Annotated in this window: 13 protein-coding genes; 5 read left to right on the top strand and 8 right to left on the bottom strand. The window is 75.5% G+C overall.

The window, feature by feature from the left end; genetic code table 11:
* Positions 1–54: 54 nt before the first annotated feature.
* Positions 55–840 carry an SAM hydrolase/SAM-dependent halogenase family protein gene (locus ACLQ2W_RS32245; RefSeq protein WP_425791493.1) on the top strand — a complete coding sequence of 262 codons (786 nt, stop codon included), beginning with the start codon at positions 55–57 and terminating at the stop codon, positions 838–840.
* Between the two features lie 151 nt (positions 841–991).
* Here ACLQ2W_RS32245 and ACLQ2W_RS32240 read toward each other — a convergent pair whose 3' ends face one another.
* Positions 992–2212 carry a hypothetical protein gene (locus tag ACLQ2W_RS32240; protein WP_425791472.1) on the bottom strand — a complete coding sequence of 407 codons (1221 nt, stop codon included), beginning with the start codon at positions 2210–2212 and terminating at the stop codon, positions 992–994.
* A 107-nt stretch (positions 2213–2319) separates the two neighbouring features.
* Between ACLQ2W_RS32240 and ACLQ2W_RS32235 the strand changes: the two genes are divergently transcribed.
* Positions 2320–3111 (top strand): DNA-formamidopyrimidine glycosylase family protein, encoded by a 792-nt coding sequence (locus tag ACLQ2W_RS32235; RefSeq protein WP_425791470.1) that lies wholly within the window; start codon positions 2320–2322, stop codon positions 3109–3111.
* A gap of 168 nt (positions 3112–3279) precedes the next feature.
* Positions 3280–6906: a fibronectin type III domain-containing protein gene (locus ACLQ2W_RS32230; protein ID WP_425791468.1), complete on the top strand. Its 3627-nt coding sequence runs from the start codon at positions 3280–3282 to the stop codon at positions 6904–6906.
* A 123-nt stretch (positions 6907–7029) separates the two neighbouring features.
* Here ACLQ2W_RS32230 and pspM read toward each other — a convergent pair whose 3' ends face one another.
* The 7 genes from pspM to ACLQ2W_RS32195 form a co-directional block, all read right to left on the bottom strand.
* Positions 7030–7794: a phage shock envelope stress response protein PspM gene (gene pspM / locus ACLQ2W_RS32225; RefSeq protein ID WP_425791466.1), complete on the bottom strand. Its 765-nt coding sequence runs from the start codon at positions 7792–7794 to the stop codon at positions 7030–7032.
* A 16-nt stretch (positions 7795–7810) separates the two neighbouring features.
* Positions 7811–8662 carry a PspA/IM30 family protein gene (locus ACLQ2W_RS32220; protein ID WP_396775966.1) on the bottom strand — a complete coding sequence of 284 codons (852 nt, stop codon included), beginning with the start codon at positions 8660–8662 and terminating at the stop codon, positions 7811–7813.
* Positions 8663–8790: 128 nt separating this feature from the next.
* Complete coding sequence (locus ACLQ2W_RS32215; RefSeq protein ID WP_281935483.1) at positions 8791–9231, bottom strand: helix-turn-helix domain-containing protein; 441 nt, start codon at positions 9229–9231, stop codon at positions 8791–8793.
* 205 nt (positions 9232–9436) lie between these two features.
* Complete coding sequence (locus ACLQ2W_RS32210) at positions 9437–9985, bottom strand: CinA family protein (protein WP_425791464.1); 549 nt, start codon at positions 9983–9985, stop codon at positions 9437–9439.
* Positions 9986–10035: 50 nt separating this feature from the next.
* Positions 10036–10617, bottom strand: a complete 582-nt coding sequence (gene pgsA / locus ACLQ2W_RS32205) for a CDP-diacylglycerol--glycerol-3-phosphate 3-phosphatidyltransferase (RefSeq protein WP_405094167.1) — start codon at positions 10615–10617, stop codon at positions 10036–10038.
* Positions 10618–10664: 47 nt separating this feature from the next.
* Positions 10665–12161: a 30S ribosomal protein S12 methylthiotransferase RimO gene (rimO, locus tag ACLQ2W_RS32200; protein ID WP_425791462.1), complete on the bottom strand. Its 1497-nt coding sequence runs from the start codon at positions 12159–12161 to the stop codon at positions 10665–10667.
* Between the two features lie 63 nt (positions 12162–12224).
* Positions 12225–13157, bottom strand: coding sequence for an ornithine cyclodeaminase family protein (locus tag ACLQ2W_RS32195; RefSeq protein ID WP_425791460.1), 933 nt, complete (start codon positions 13155–13157; stop codon positions 12225–12227).
* Between the two features lie 215 nt (positions 13158–13372).
* On the opposite strand from ACLQ2W_RS32195, the gene ACLQ2W_RS32190 reads away from it, so the two are divergent.
* Positions 13373–13687 (top strand): DMT family transporter, encoded by a 315-nt coding sequence (locus tag ACLQ2W_RS32190; RefSeq protein ID WP_107156050.1) that lies wholly within the window; start codon positions 13373–13375, stop codon positions 13685–13687.
* A gap of 84 nt (positions 13688–13771) precedes the next feature.
* On the top strand, positions 13772–14017 hold the full coding sequence (locus ACLQ2W_RS32185) for a hypothetical protein (RefSeq protein WP_107156049.1): 246 nt from the start codon (positions 13772–13774) through the stop codon (positions 14015–14017).
* Positions 14018–14052 lie beyond the last annotated feature (35 nt).

Here is a 14052-nt window from a genome sequence, read left to right as displayed (position 1 = left end):
GTGGCCGGAGACGACGAGGAGGAGCCGATGGCGAGTCATCCGGACGGCCCACCGGTGGCGAGCCGGCCGTGCGTCTCGCTGACCACGGACTACGGGCTGGCGGACGGCTTCGTCGCGGCCTGCCACGGGGTGCTCGCGCGGCTCGCGCCGACCGCCCGGGTGATCGACGTGACGCACCTGGTGCCGCCGGGCGACGTCCGCCGGGGCGCTGCGGTGCTGGCGCAGACGGTGTCGTACCTGCCGGTCGGGGTGCACGTCGGGGTGGTCGATCCGGGGGTCGGCACCGAGCGGCGCGGCATCGCGCTGGCCACGCCCGGGGGGTTGCTGGTCGGGCCGGACAACGGCCTGCTCCTGCCCGCGGCGGAGGCGCTCGGCGGGGTGACCGCCGCGGTGGAGCTGACCAACCCGGCGTGGCTGGCGCCCACCGTGTCCCGCACCTTCCACGGGCGGGACGTGTTCGTGCCGGTGGCCGCCCGGCTGGCGCTCGGCGCGCCGCCGGCCGGGGCCGGGCCGGCCGTCGACCCGGCCACCCTGGTCCGGCTGCCGGAGCCGGTCGTCCGGGCGGAGGCCGCCGGGTTCGACGCCGAGGTGCTCACCGTCGACCACTTCGGCAACGTCCAGCTCGCCGCGCCGGGCCCGCTGCTCGACGGCCTGCCGTCCCGGGTGCTGGTGAACGGGCACGAGGCCGTGCACGGCCGCACGTTCGGCGACGCCGCTCCCGGCGGGCTGGTCGCCTACGTCGACTCGGCCGGCCTGGTGGCCGTGGCCGTGCACACCGGCCGCGCCGCCGACGTCCTCACCCTCTCCCCCGGCGACCTGGTCACCGTCACCACCCCCTGACTCCCCGCGATCTTGCAGTTCGTGCCCCGACAAATGACCCGAAAGCCGCGCCGGAGGGGCCGCAAGTGCAAGATCGCCGGGGAGGGAGGGAGGGAGAGAGGGAGGGACGGAGGGAGAGAGGGAGGGAGGGAGGGAGGGAGGGGGGTCAGGGTCAGCAGCGGGGGACGGGGGGGCCGGTGATTGAGGACAGGTACGCGTGGCTGACGTAGGTGCCGCCGACCAGGCGGTACCACCGGGTCGTGGTGCGGTAGGTGCCGGCGATGCGCTCGCCGGTCAGGTAGCACTGCACCGGCACCTGCGCGTGGGTGGCGGCGAGGCCCCGGCTCGCGTACGAGGTGCCCGCCCCGGTGCGCAGGGTCAGCGGCCCGGAGCCGACGATTGCCCGCGCCCCGCCCCCGGTCCAGAGCAGGGTCACGTTCACCCACGCGTTGTCGGTGAGCCGCAACCCGTCCCAGAACGTGCCGTCGGCCAGGTCCAGCCCGGCCGGGTTGCGCACGACCCGCCCGAACTGGTCCCGCCCGCCGTGGTAGCCGTCCTCGTAGGCGGCCTGCGCCTCGGGCCGGCCCTGCGGCAGGTCGCGCCAGTTCTCCCGGACGGTCGGCGGGTTCCACCAGTCGTCCCGGGTGTTCCACGGGCCGACGTCCCAGACCGGCGCGTACTCGCACCGGCTGCCGTTGGTGGTGCAGACCTTGACCGTGTAGTCGCCGGCACCCCTCGGGGAGAGGCCACGCCGGGTGGGCAGCGCCGCGAAGTGGTCGCGCGCGCCGACGACGTGCCCGTTGGCGGTGACGCCGCCGACCAGGCCGATCCGGGTCGCGTACACCCGGTAGGTGCGTCCGGCGGTGGGTTGGGGCGCGGCGGTGGCGGCCTGGTCGGCGGCGAGCGTCAGGTCGGTCACGGTGGCCTCGGCGGCGGTGCCCGGCGCGGTCAGCACGACGCGCGCCTGGACCCGGGTGACCGGCTGGTCGAAGACCGCCTCGGTGGCGTCGCGCCACTCGGTCCAGCCGCCGGCCCGCCAGCCGCGTACCTCGGCCGTCGCGGTGCCGCCGTCGCCGGTGCGGGCGGCGAGCCGGGCGCGTACCCGGGTGGCGGGCCGGTCCAGCGCGCGCGGCGCGGCCAGCAGGATGCCCTCGGCGACCGGGCCGGACGCGGCGGCGGGGCGGGTGCGTGCGGTGGGGCGCGGGTCGGCCAGCCGCAGGCGGCCGGCGCGCCAGGTGACGTTGACGTCGTCGCCACCGGCGACGGCGAGGTCGGCGGACCAACGTTCGGGTCCGCTGGCGCCCGCCGGCGCGGCGGACGCGGCGGCGGGCAGGCCGGCGGTGGCGGTGAGCAGGGCGGTCAGGGCGATGACGGTACGACGGGCTCGGGCCATGGGCTTCTCCTCAGAACCCCCTGATCCTGTCCGCTATCGCCATAAAAAAGAATATCGGTGCAGATAGCGAAACATGCGAATTCCGTTCGGTAGGCGACAATGGCGGGGTGCCCGAAGGTGACACCGTCTGGAACACCGCCCGCGTCCTGCACCGCGCGCTGGCCGGGGCCCGCCTCACCGGGTCGGACTTCCGCGTGCCGCAGCTCGCCACCACCGACCTGACCGGCTGGACCGTGCGCGAGTCGGCCAGCCGCGGCAAGCGCCTGCTGCTGCGCCTCACCGGTCCGGCCGACGAGGACCGGACGCTGCACTCGCACCTGCGGATGGACGGCGCGTGGCGGGCGTACGCCCCGGGCGAGCGGTGGTCGGCCCGACCGGCGCACCTGATCCGGGTGGTGCTCCGCTCCGCCGGCGCGGCCGCGGTCGGCTACCACCTGCACGAGCTGGCGCTGATCCCGACCGCCGAGGAGGAGTCGCTCGTCGGTCACCTCGGTCCGGACCTGCTCGGCCCGGACTGGGACCCGGCTGAGGCGGTCCGCCGGCTGGCCGCGCACCCGGAGCAGAGCATCGGCGAGGCGCTGCTCGACCAGCGCAACCTGGCCGGCGTGGGCAACCTCTACAAGTGCGAGGTGTTGTTCCTGCGCGGGGTGTCGCCGTGGACGCCGGTGCGCGACGTGCCCGACCTGGCCGGCACCGTCGCGCTGGCCCAGCGGCTGCTGGCGGCGAACCGGGGCCGCTGGACCCAGAGCACCACCGGGGTGCTGCGCCGGGGCGGGACCAGTTACGTCTACGGCCGCCGGGCCCAGCCGTGCCGGCGCTGCGGGACGGCGATCCGCAAGGAGGAGCTGGGCGAGCGGGTCACCTACTGGTGCCCGGTCTGCCAGCCGGAGCGGACGTGACCTGCAACTTCCACGAACCGGATAAGATCACCCGAGATACGGACGATTGGGTACTTCCCTCCCGCCCGTCCGGCGTCGCATGCTGCGGTGGACCGCACCGATCGTCAGCAGCGCGTACGCCCGCCACGCCGGGGTGACGGCCGGCGCGCCCCGATCCCGGGGAGAGCCATGGTGCTGTTCCGCAGACTCCGGCCGGGCCGGCCGGACCGGGCCGCCACGGTCGCCGAGGAGACCGCGCCCACCGTCCCGACCGCCCGCGCCGCCGACGAGACGCCCGCCGGACCGGCCGAACCCACCGGACCGGCCCCCCTGGACCCGGGCGGGGTGCCGCGCCTGTTCGGTCCGGTACCGAACACCGCCGGCAGCCCGCTGCCCACGCTCGACCCGGACGGCCACCCGGTGCCCGGCACCGGCCTGCGCAAGTTCGTCGACCCGCTGCCGCTGCCGGGCCGGCCGCCCACCGCCGGGCTCGGCGCCCGACTGCCGGTCGCGGTGCCGGACACCATCACCTGGCCGGGCTGCGACTACTACGAGATCGGCCTCCAGGAGTACGCGCAGCGCCTGCACCGGGACCTGCCGGCCACCCGGCTGCGCGGCTACCGCCAGCTCAACCTGGGCACTGACGCGTCCGGCCACAACACGGTGAGCCCGCCCGACCGGCCCTGGCACCTCGGGCCGATGATCATGGCCTGGCGCGGCCGGCCGGTCCGGGTCAAGTTCATCAACCAGCTCCCCACCGGCCGGGCCGGTGAGCTGTTCCTGCCGGTCGACGAGACGGTCGACGGGGCCGGGACCGGGCCGCTTGACGGTCCCGCGCCGTACCCGCAGAACCGGGCCGTGCCGCACCTGGCCGGCGCGCGGACCGCCTGGATCAGCGCCGGCAACCCGTGGCAGTGGGTGACCCCGGCCGGCGAGATCACCCCGTACCCGGTCGGGGTGGGGGTGACGCCGGTGCCGGACATGCCGGCGCCCGGCGCGGGCGCCACCACGCTCTACTTCCCGAACGACCAGAGCGGCCGGCTGATGTGGCTGCACGACAACACGCTCGGCCTGTCCCGGCTCACCGTCTACGCCGGGCAGCTCGCGCTCTACCTGCTCACCGACCCGGCCGAGGACCGCCTCGTCGCCGACGGCGTGCTCCCCGCCGACCAGCTCCCGCTGGTTATCGAGGACAAGACGTTCGTCCCCGACGACGCGCAGCTCGCCGCGCAGGACCCGACCTGGGACCGGGACCGCTGGGGCGCCAAGGGCAGCCTCTGGCACCCGCACGTCTACCAGCCCCGGCAGAACCCGTACCGGATCAGCGGCACGAGCCCGACCGGGCGGTGGGACTACGGGCCGTGGGCGCACGACCCGGACGGCGGGACCAGCCCCTGGGTCGCCCCGGTGCCGAACCCGCACCACGACCCGGTCACCGAACCCGACGAGCCACCACTGGTCCCGGGCGTGCCGCACCCCTCGGCGGTCCCCGCGGCGTACGGGGACACGCCGCTGGTGAACGGCGTCGCGTACCCGTACCTGGAGGTCGAGCCACGGGCGTACCGGTTCCGGATCCTGAACGCCTGCGCGGACCGGGCGCTCAACCTCCAGCTCTACCGGGCCGCCTCGGACGGGCCGATGTGGACGCCGGACGGCGACCCGGCCGACCCGCGCGCCGGCGAGGTGCCGATGGTCGAGGCGGTACGCGTGCCGGGCCGGCCGGCGTACTGGCCGGTGGACGGGCGCGACGGCGGCGTGCCCGACCCGGCCGCCGCCGGGCCGGAGCTGATCCAGATCGGCAACGAGGGCGGCCTGCTGCCGGCGCCGGTGGTGCTGGCGAACCAGCCGGTCGGCTACCGCTACGACCGGCAGGACCCGACAGTGCTCAACGTGGACGGGCACACGCTGCTGCTCGCGCCCGGCGAACGCGCCGACGTGGTGGTGGACTTCTCCACCGTGCCGCCGGGCCGCACGCTGATCCTCTACAACGACTGCCCGGCCCCGCTGCCCCGCTTCGATCCGCGCTACGACCACCACACCGGCGCCGCCGACCGCACCGGCGCGGGCGGCCTGCCACCGGCCCACCCCGGCTACGGCCCGAACACGCGCACGCTGCTCCAGATCCGGGTGGTCGGCAGCCCGGCGCCCCGCTACGACAGGCGGCGACTGGCCGCCCGGCTGCCCGCTGCGTACGCGCAGAGCCAGCCGCCGCCGATCGTGCCGCAACCGGCGTACGACCCGGCGTTCGGCACCCGCACCGCCGGCCCGACGCTGGTCCCGGCGCGCGCCACCTCGGTCACGTTCACCCCGACCGGCGGGTCCGGCCCGGTCACGCTGCCGCTGGCGGTGAAGTCGGTCGGGCAGGTGTTCGAGCCCCGGCACGGCCGGGCGGTGGGGCGACTCGGGGTCGGCCACCCGCTCGCCGGACCGCTCGCGCCGGCCGTGCTGCCGCTCGGCCCGACCGACCCGGTCACCGAGGAGCTGTTCGTGACCGACCCGACCGTGCCGGTGGGCGCGCCGGCGGACGGCACCCAGCTCTGGCGGATCGTCGGCGACCCGGACCGGACCCATCCGGTGCACGTGGAGGGCGTCGACGTGCAGGTGGTCAACCGGGTCGGCTGGGACGGCACGCTCCGCCCGCCGGAGCAGGGCGAGCTGGGCTGGAAGGACACCGTCCGAATCAACCCACGGGAGGACGTGGTGGTGGCGTTGCGCCCGGTCGCGCCCGGCCTGCCGTTCACGGTCGGCGACAGCGTACGGCTGCTCGATCCGAGCCGGCCGGCCGGCGCGCGGCTGGACGCCGGCCCGGTCAGCCCGGTCGACGGGCGGCCCGTGACGGTGGTCAACCAGGTGGTCAACCTGGGCTGGGAGTACCGCTGGCAGACGCGCTCGGCGGGACTGCGCGACCAGGGCATGAGCCGGCCGCTGGTGCTGCGGGTGTCGCCCCGGGCGCCCACCGGCCTGACCGCCACGCCGGTGCCCGGTTCGGCCACCGTGCTGCCGGCCATCGCGCTGGCCTGGACCGGTAACGGCAGCCGCCCGCCGGCCACCAGCCATCGGCTGCAACGCGCCACCGACAGCGCCTTCACGACCGGCCGCACCGAGATCACCGTGGCCGCCACCGCGACCCGGTACACGGACGCGACGGTCACTCCCGGCGTCACCTACCACTACCGGATCCGCGCCGAGAACGCGGTGAGCTGCTCGGCCTGGTCGAACGACGCGCCGGCGGCGGTGCGGCTGACCGCGCCGTCCCGGCTGACCGCGGCGGTGCCGCCGGCCGCCCCGCTGCGGGTGGCGTTGCGCTGGGCGAACCACTCCTTCGCCACCGGGGTGGACGTGCAGCGGGCCACCAACCCGACGTTCACCAGCGGGCCGGGCACCACGGCGATCACCGTCGGCGAGGCCCACCTGGACCCGGTCGTCGCCCCGGACACCACGTACTACTACCGGGTACGCACCACGTACCTCGGCGCGGCGTCCCCCTGGTCGACGGTGGCCACGGTGACCACGCCGCCCCGGCCGGCCGCGCCCACCCGGGTCGCCGCCACCGCCGGCGCGCCGGCCCCGGACACCACCACGGTGACGCTGAGCTGGTCGGCGTCGACGCCGGTCGGGCCGGGCGCCGGCTTCCTCGTCGAACGCGCCACCGACGCCGGCTTCACCCGGGACCCCACCACGTTCCGCGTCACCGGCCGCGGCTTCACCAACACCGCCCTGCCGCCCGGCGTCACCTACTACTACCGGGTCCGCGCGACGAACATCGTCGGCACCTCCCCCTGGACCCCCACGATCCAGATCACCACCCCCACCTGACCCACCCCCTCCCGCCCTCCCGGCCGGTGATCATGAAGTTGACGGCACCATCCGAGATCAACACCGCCGCCAACTTCATGATCACCCCGGGGAGGGCGGGGGGGGCGGGGGGGGCGGGGAGGGTCAGGGGGTGGTGCGGAGGGGGGTGCGGAGTTCGGCCAGGGCGGAGGCGACGCCGTGCAGCAGGTCGGTGGCCTCGGTGAGGCGCGCGGCGGCCGGGTGGTGGGTGTCGGGGCGGGCGTCCTCGGCGACGTAGCCGGCGGCGGCCACCACCAGCCGCTCGTAGGCGGCCACGCCCTCCTCGAGCTGGGCGACGAGGGTCGCGTGCACCTCGGCGAGCGGCCCGCGCGGGGCCAGCTTCAGCGCGCGCTCCACGCCGGCCACCCGTCCGGCCAGCTCGCGCAGGGAATGGTCCGCCTCGGCGGCCTCCCGGACCGCCGGCTCGGCCAGCCCGGTCAGCCGACCGGCCAGCCCGCCGAGGGTGAGCGCGGCGCGGTCCAGGCGGGCCCACGGCTCGGCCGCCGAGGTGCCGCGCAGCGCGAGGCGGGACCGGACGCGGCGTACCTCGGCGAGGACGCCGGGGCCGACGGGCAGCCGCTCGACGGCGGCGACCAGCCGGGCCCGGGAGCGGGCGGCGGCCTCGGCCGGGTCGAGCGCCGGCGGGGCCGGCACCGCGGCGAGCGCCCGGTGGTCGATCCAGCGCCAGGCGGCCACCGCGATCGCGCTGCCCGCGGCGCCGACCCAGGCCGCGTCCGGCAGCCCCAGGCCGGCGTACGGGGTGAGCACCGCGGCGGCGCCGCCCAGCCCACCGGCCAGCACGCTCCACCGCCGCGCCGAACGACGCAGCTTGGCCAGCCGCCGGAAGTGTCGCGTCCGCTCGTCCGCCATCGCTCTCCCTCGTCCGTCAGCCGGTGGTGCTCTCCCCGGCGCCGCGGTCCCGGCTCATGCTGGCCCGGATCTCGTCCAGCCGGGCGGCGGCGGCCGGGTCGGTCGGCTGCCCCACGGCTGGCCGCTGCTGCTGACCGCCGAGCTGCTCGCCGGCCATGCTCGACCGGATCTGCTCCAGCCTGGAGGACCCGGCCGAGTCGAGCGTCGCCTTCTGGATCTCCAGCATCCGACCCTCGACCGAGTTGCCGGCCAGCTCGGCCCGGCCCATGGCGGTGGCGTAGCGGCGCTCGATGCGGTCCCGCACCTCGTCCAGGGACGGGGTGCTGGCCGGCGCGGTGAGCGACGACATCGACTCCAGCGACTTGGCCACGCTCTCCTGCATCTTGGCCTGCTCGAGCTGGCTGAGCAGCTTGGTGCGCTCGGCGAGCTTCTGCTGGAGGATCATCGAGTTGTTCTCGACCGCCTTGCGGGCCTGCGCCGCCGCGCCGAGCGCCTGGTCGTGCAGCGTCTTGAGGTCCTCCAGCGCCTGCTCACCGGAGACGAGCTGGGTGGCGAGCAACTGGGCGGACTGCTCGTAGCGCCCGGCCTCGGTCTCGTCGCCCCGGCCCCGGGCCTGGTCGGCCAGCGCGAGCGCCTGCCGCGCGTTGCCCTGGAGCTGCTCCACCTCGGTCATCTGGCGGGAGAGCTTCATCTCCAGCTGGCGCTGGTTGCCGATCACCGCCGCGGCCTGCTGGACCAGCGCCTGGTGCTGCCGCTGCGCCTCCTCGACCGCCTGCTGGATCTGCACCTTCGGATCGGCGTGCTCGTCGATCTTCGCGCCGAAGAGCGCCATCAGGTACTTCCAACCCTTGACGAACGGGTTCGCCATCGCCGCCTCGTCCCCTCAGTAGTGTCGCGCCTACATCGTCCCAGTCGGACACCACTCCGGCACCCGTACGACCCTGATCAACAGTACGACGCACGCGCCACCGGCGACCATCGCGCTGGACCGGTCGGTCAGGCGGCGCAGACCACGTCCCGCTCGGCGGGGCGCACGCGGGTGCTGCGCAGCGTCGCCTTGAGCGGCGAATCCTGCCGGACCTGGACGGCCACCGCGCCGTCGGTGGTGACCTGCCGGACACCCCGGTTGGTGGCCTTGCGCACGGCGGACGGGGCCACCGGCGTCGGCTCGTCGGTCACCGGCACCAGCACGCCGGGCATCTGCTCGGCCAACGCGACCGTGTCGCTCACCTCGCGCAGCAGCTCGGACAGGCGGGCGCCGAGCGCGTCGCAGATCGCGGCGAGCAGCTCGCTGGAGGGCTCCTTCTGGCCGCGTTCGATCTCGGAGAGGTAACCGAGGCTGACGTTGGCCGCGGACGAGACCTCGCGGAGGGTGCGGTGCTGCCCCTGCCGGCGCGCCCGCAGTGCGTCACCGATCACCCGGCGTAGCAGGACCATCGCACCTCCCCTGACGGGACACCTGTCCGGCCGGACCGCGCCGCGCCGGGGACGGCGGTCCGCCCCGGCGCCGGCGTCGCCCGCCGGAGCCTTCCCGCAACCGTACCCGTTGACCGCCACGACGACATCCCACCCCGCCTCTCCAATCCTGTGCAGCACGCCGTGCCGGCGACCCCGCGGCCGGGCGCGTCGGCGGTCGGACGGCTCACCGCCGGCCGGCGCCCGCCGGGTCGGCGACCCCGGCGTCGTCGGTGCCCGGGATGTGCTCGGCGAGCAGGCGCAGCGCCTCGATCACCGCGGCCGAGCGGATGTGGTCCCGGCCGCCGTCGAGGTCGAGCCGGCGCACGTCGCTGCCGGTCGGGCCGGCGACCGCCACGTAGACCAGGCCGACCGGCTTGTCGTCCTGGGGCTCCGGCCCGGCCACGCCGGTGGTGGCCAGTCCCCAGTCCGCGCCGCAGCGCCGCCGCCCGCCCTCGGCCAGCGCGACGGCCACGTCCGGGTCGACCGGCCCGCGCGCCGCCAGCAGGTCCTCCGGCACACCGGCCAGCACCGCCTTTAGCTCGGTGGCGTAGACCACCAGGCCGCCCCGGTAGATCGCGCTGACACCGGCGATCTCCACGATCGCGGCGGCGAGCAGCCCGCCGGTCAGCGACTCGACCGTGGCCAGCGTCTGGCCGCACTCGTGCAGGCGGTGCACCGCGGAGGCCGCCGGACTGCCGGCGGGCCGCTGGTGTCGCGCGTCGGTGTCTCCCATGACCGCCCCTTCTTCCCGCGCCGCGCCGGCTTACCCGCCGGCTGCCCGGATCAACGCGTGGGACGACGCAGCCGCAGCGCCTGGGCGACGTAGTCGAAGCCGGTGGCGACCGTGACCGCCACCGCGGCGCCCATGATCCAGGGACCGACCGGGGCCAGCGCCGCCGGCATCGGCCAGAGGTACCAGGTGATGGCCAGGATCTGCAACGCGGTCTTGATCTTGCCGCCCCGGCTGGCCGCGATCACCCCGTGCCGGATCACCCAGAAGCGCAACGCGGTGATGCCCAGCTCCCGGACCAGGATCACCACGGTCACCCACCAGGGCAGCCGGTCGTAGACGGAGAGCAGCACCAACGCGGCGCCGGTGAGCGCCTTGTCGGCGATCGGGTCGGCGACCTTGCCCAGCGAGGTGACCAGCTCGAACCGCCTGGCGATCCAGCCGTCGACCAGGTCCGTCGCCGAGGCCACCACGAAGATCAGGCAGGCCGCCATCCGCCAGCCGGCGTGACTCATCCCGGACGCGACCACGGTGACCGCGAAGACCGGCACCAGCACCAGCCGCGCCGCGGTCAGCAGGTTGGCCGCGTTGAGCAGCGGCACGGGAGCGGCCACCGTCGACTCCGCCCCGGTCATGTCCGGCATCGCCCCACGTGGCTTCCCCGCTCCGTCCGGGCCCGCCGTCACCGTGCCGCGCCGGGCGCCGCCGAGATCATCTCATCCGGTACGGCGATCAGGTCGACCCCCTCGGTCGCGGTCACCCGGGCCCGGACCAGGTCACCCGGGCGCAGCGCGGCCAGGTCCACCCCGCCGCCGTCCGGCGCGACGAGCGTGGTCGACCCGTCGACCTCGGGCGCCTGGTGCGCGGCCCGGCCCTCGACCATGCCGTCGGCGGCCGAGTCGACAAGCACCTCCACCGTCGAGCCGAGCCGATCCTCGGCCCGCTGCGAGCACAGCTCGTCGGCGAGCGCGCTGAGCTTGTCGTAGCGCCGCTTGACCGTGGCGGCGGAGACCTTGCCGGGCAGCCCGGCGGCCTCGGTGCCGTCCTCGTCGCTGTAGTCGAACATGCCGATCGCGTCCAGCCGCGCCTCGGTCAGGAACCGGACCAGCTCGGCCACGTCCTGCTTCGTCTCGCCCGGGAAGCCGACGATGAAGTTGCTCCGCGCGCCCGCCTCCGGCGACAGCGCGCGGGCGGAGGCGAGCAGCTCCAGGAACCGGTCGGTGGAGCCGAACCGGCGCATCCGGCGCAGCACCGGCTCGCTGGAGTGCTGGAACGACAGGTCGAAGTACGCGGCCACGCCGGGCGTGGTGGCGATCACCTCGACCAGGCCGGGCCGGGTCTCGGCCGGCTGGAGGTAACTCGCCCGCACCCGCACGATCCCGTCGATGGCGGCGAGCTGCGGCAGCAGCTTCTCCAACGCGCGCGGGTCGCCCAGGTCCTTGCCGTACGAGGTGGAGTTCTCGCTGACCAGCACCAGCTCCCGTACGCCGGTCTTGGCCAGCCATTCGGCCTCGGCGAGCAGCTCGTCCGGGGTACGCGAGACGAACGCCCCACGGAACGCCGGAATGGCGCAGAACGCGCACCGCCGGTCGCAGCCGCTGGCCAGCTTCAGCGAGGCCACCGGGCCGGTGTCGAGCCGGTGCCGCAGCACCTGCCGCAGGTGCGCCGGGGTGTGCGCGTCGGTCTCCGGCGCGACCCGGGTCGGCGTGCCGTGGCCGGGCAGCGAGACCGCCGCCTCGCGGCGCTTCACCGGCGTCAGCGGCAGCAGCTCGCGCCGGTCGCGCGGGGTGTGCGCGGAGATCGCCTCGCCGGCCACCACCGCGTCGAGCCGGGCGGCGATGTCCGGGTAGTCGTCGAAGCTGAGCACCGCCTGCGCCTCGGGGAGGCTGTCGGCCAGCTCACGGCCGTACCGCTCGGCCATGCAGCCGGCGGCGACCACCTTGGCGCCGGTGTCGGCGGCGGCCAGCAGCGTCTGGATCGAGTCCTGCTTCGCCTTCTCCACGAAACCGCAGGTGTTCACCACCACCACGTCGGCGCCCTCGCCGTCGGTGGTCACCTGCCAGCCGTCGGCGTGCAGCCGGGCGGCCAACTCCTCCGAGTCGACCTCGTTGCGCGCGCACCCCAGCGTCAGCAGCGCAACCCGCCGCCCATCGGACGGAGACAAAGAATCAGACACCATCCGAGGGTACAGGTGCAAGGAAGGGCCCCTTCTTAACGCCTGCGGTAGAGAAGGGGCCCCGTCTCACCGCGCCGGGCGCGCGGGCGCGAGGGTGCGGGCCAGGCGGTCCAGCAGGAACACCTCGGTGCCGGCCAGGCCGGTGGAGCAGAAGACCGAGATCTGCTCCGCGCGGGTCCGGCCGGGGACCGCGCCGGCCAGCACCGCGCCCAGGTCACGCAGCCGCCCGGCGTACGGCTCGACGGCGGCGAGCATCGGCGGGGCGTACGCGGCGGCCTGCCCCGGCGAGTCGGTGACCAGCAGGTCGGCGGCGTCGAGCAGGTCGGTGCCGAACTCGTGCCGGTCGACCTGCTTGAAGCCCACGGTGTTGACGTGCGTGCCGGGGGCCAGGTCGGCGGCGGCCAGCACCGGGGTGGTGCTGGTGGTGGCGAGCACCACGAGATCGCGGTCACGTACCGCGGCGGCGGCGGAGCCGACGGCCCGGGCCGGCACGCCCAGCTCGGCCCGGACCCGGGCGGCGAACGCCTCCCGCCGGGCGGCCGAGCGGCTGTGCACGGTCACCTCGCGCAGCGGCCGGACCGCCGCGACGGCCCAGACCTGGGTCCACGCCTGGCGTCCGGAACCGACCACGCCGAGTGTGGCGGCGTCCGGTCGGGCCAGCGCGTCCACCGCCACGCCGCCCAGCCCCCCGGTGCGCCGCGAGCCCAGCTCGTCGCCGACCGCGATGGCCCGGACCGCGCCGGTACGCGCGTCGTGCAGCACGACGAGCTGCCCGCTCTCCGGGTGCCCGAACGTGTCGTACGAGCGGAAGCCGTACCACTCGCCGGTCAGGTGGCCGGCGGTGAGCACCATCCGGCCGCCGCCGAGCGCCGCGGACGCCCGGGGCGGGGCGATCAGCCGCCCGGCGTACGAGGCCAGCAACGCGTCCCGCATGGCGGCGACGGTGAGCGGGGCGTCCACGACCGCCGCCACGTCCTCGTCGGAGAAGAGCACCGTCATGGACCCATCGTGCAACCTGAAGTTGACGTCAACTCCAGCGATGGTGGGCTTCGTCACCATGCCGGCCGACCCGCCCCGCCGGTGCTAGCGTCGGCCGTGGCGGTCCCCGGGCCGCCCCGGACGAGTGGTGGGCGTACCCGGTCAGGCACGACGCCCCGCGTGAACCGACCGCCGCCCGGCCGAGTGCCGGGCCCGCCCGTCAGAGGTGACCCGTCATGGCCTGGATCGTGTTGGTGCTCTCCGGACTGCTGGAGACCGCGTGGGCGATCGCCCTGGACCGCAGCGCCGGCTTCACCCGCCCCGTCCCCTCCGCCGTCTTCGCCGTCACGCTCGTCGGCAGCATGGCCGGCCTGGCGTACGCGCTGCGCGACATCCCGGTCGGCACCGGCTACGCGGTGTGGGTCGGCATCGGTGCGGTGGGCACCGCGCTGGTCGGCATGGTCGCGCTCGGTGAGCCGGCCAACCTGCCCCGGATCGCCTGCCTGCTGCTGGTGGTCGCCGGCGTGGTCGGCCTCAAGGTGTTCCACTGATCGATGCGTCATCCGGTTTGGACAGCGGCCGCCCCGGGGTAGGTGATCCCCAGCTCATCGAGAAGATCACTCACGGAGGACACCATGGCCGACGTCCACGCCACCGCCCGTCCGCGCAGCAACGCCGCCCGGATCTGCACCATCATCGCGTTCGTCTTCGCGGCGCTCGCGCTCTTCCTGTCCCCGCTGATCTTCGGGGTCCTCGGCGTGATCCTCGGCATCGTGGGCGCCGTGCTCGGCGACAAGCCCCTCGGCTGGTACGCCGCCGCCGCGAGCGTCGCCGGCGCCGTCCTCGGCTTCATCATCGCCGCCGCGCTCCTGAACGCCTGATCGCACCACCAGCACGACGAGGGCCCGCCGTTCTC

The organism is Micromonospora sp. DT227, assembly GCF_049841835.1.
In the GTDB taxonomy this organism is placed as follows: Bacteria; Actinomycetota; Actinomycetes; order Mycobacteriales; family Micromonosporaceae; genus Micromonospora.
The sequence above is the reverse complement of the archived record's forward strand: the minus strand, read 5'-3'. Positions and strand labels throughout refer to the sequence as shown.

Excerpts from the sequence above, each read along its gene's own strand:
- ACLQ2W_RS32240 (WP_425791472.1), bottom strand. The coding sequence starts at position 2,212 with ATGGCCCGAGCCCGTCGTACCGTCATCGCCCTGACCGCCCTGCTCACC.
- ACLQ2W_RS32230 (WP_425791468.1), top strand. The coding sequence starts at position 3,280 with ATGGTGCTGTTCCGCAGACTCCGGCCGGGCCGGCCGGACCGGGCCGCC.
- pspM (WP_425791466.1), bottom strand. The coding sequence starts at position 7,794 with ATGGCGGACGAGCGGACGCGACACTTCCGGCGGCTGGCCAAGCTGCGT.
- ACLQ2W_RS32220 (WP_396775966.1), bottom strand. The coding sequence starts at position 8,662 with ATGGCGAACCCGTTCGTCAAGGGTTGGAAGTACCTGATGGCGCTCTTC.
- ACLQ2W_RS32215 (WP_281935483.1), bottom strand. The coding sequence starts at position 9,231 with ATGGTCCTGCTACGCCGGGTGATCGGTGACGCACTGCGGGCGCGCCGG.
- ACLQ2W_RS32210 (WP_425791464.1), bottom strand. The coding sequence starts at position 9,985 with ATGGGAGACACCGACGCGCGACACCAGCGGCCCGCCGGCAGTCCGGCG.
- pgsA (WP_405094167.1), bottom strand. The coding sequence starts at position 10,617 with ATGACCGGGGCGGAGTCGACGGTGGCCGCTCCCGTGCCGCTGCTCAAC.
- rimO (WP_425791462.1), bottom strand. The coding sequence starts at position 12,161 with ATGGTGTCTGATTCTTTGTCTCCGTCCGATGGGCGGCGGGTTGCGCTG.
- ACLQ2W_RS32195 (WP_425791460.1), bottom strand. The coding sequence starts at position 13,157 with ATGACGGTGCTCTTCTCCGACGAGGACGTGGCGGCGGTCGTGGACGCC.
- ACLQ2W_RS32190 (WP_107156050.1), top strand. The coding sequence starts at position 13,373 with ATGGCCTGGATCGTGTTGGTGCTCTCCGGACTGCTGGAGACCGCGTGG.
- ACLQ2W_RS32185 (WP_107156049.1), top strand. The coding sequence starts at position 13,772 with ATGGCCGACGTCCACGCCACCGCCCGTCCGCGCAGCAACGCCGCCCGG.